Here is a 546-nt window from a genome sequence, read left to right as displayed (position 1 = left end):
CCCTTGACGAAGATCTGGCCCTTGCCGTTGCCGGAGGCGACGCCGAGGTCGGCCTCGCGGGCCTCGCCGGGGCCGTTGACGACGCAGCCCATGACGGCGACGCGCAGCGGGACGTCCATGCCCTCCAGGCCGGCCGTGACCTCCTCGGCCAGCTTGTAGACGTCGACCTGGGCACGCCCGCAGGACGGGCAGGAGACGATCTCCAGGCCGCGCTGGCGCAGGTTGAGCGACTCCAGGATCTGGATGCCGACCTTGATCTCCTCGACCGGCGGGGCCGACAGGGACACGCGGATGGTGTCGCCGATGCCCTGGGAGAGCAGGGCGCCGAAGGCGACGGCCGACTTGATGGTGCCCTGGAAGGCGGGACCGGCCTCGGTGACACCGAGGTGCAGCGGGTAGTCGCACTGGGCGGCCAGCTGCCGGTACGCCTCGACCATGACGACCGGGTCGTTGTGCTTGACGGAGATCTTGATGTCCCGGAAGTCGTGCTCCTCGAAGAGCGACGCCTCCCACAGCGCCGACTCCGCCAGCGCCTCGGGGGTCGCC

General features: G+C 70.7%; 1 protein-coding gene. It reads right to left on the bottom strand.

Annotated elements, in window-relative coordinates:
• On the bottom strand, positions 1 to 546 hold a 546-nt coding region (locus tag EBH09_RS36745), incomplete at both ends, for a flavodoxin-dependent (E)-4-hydroxy-3-methylbut-2-enyl-diphosphate synthase (RefSeq protein WP_193776769.1).

Source organism: Streptomyces sp. E2N166, from assembly GCF_003671715.1.
GTDB lineage: Bacteria > Actinomycetota > Actinomycetes > Streptomycetales > Streptomycetaceae > Streptomyces > Streptomyces thinghirensis.
This window is presented reverse-complemented; position numbering and strand designations above follow the sequence as displayed.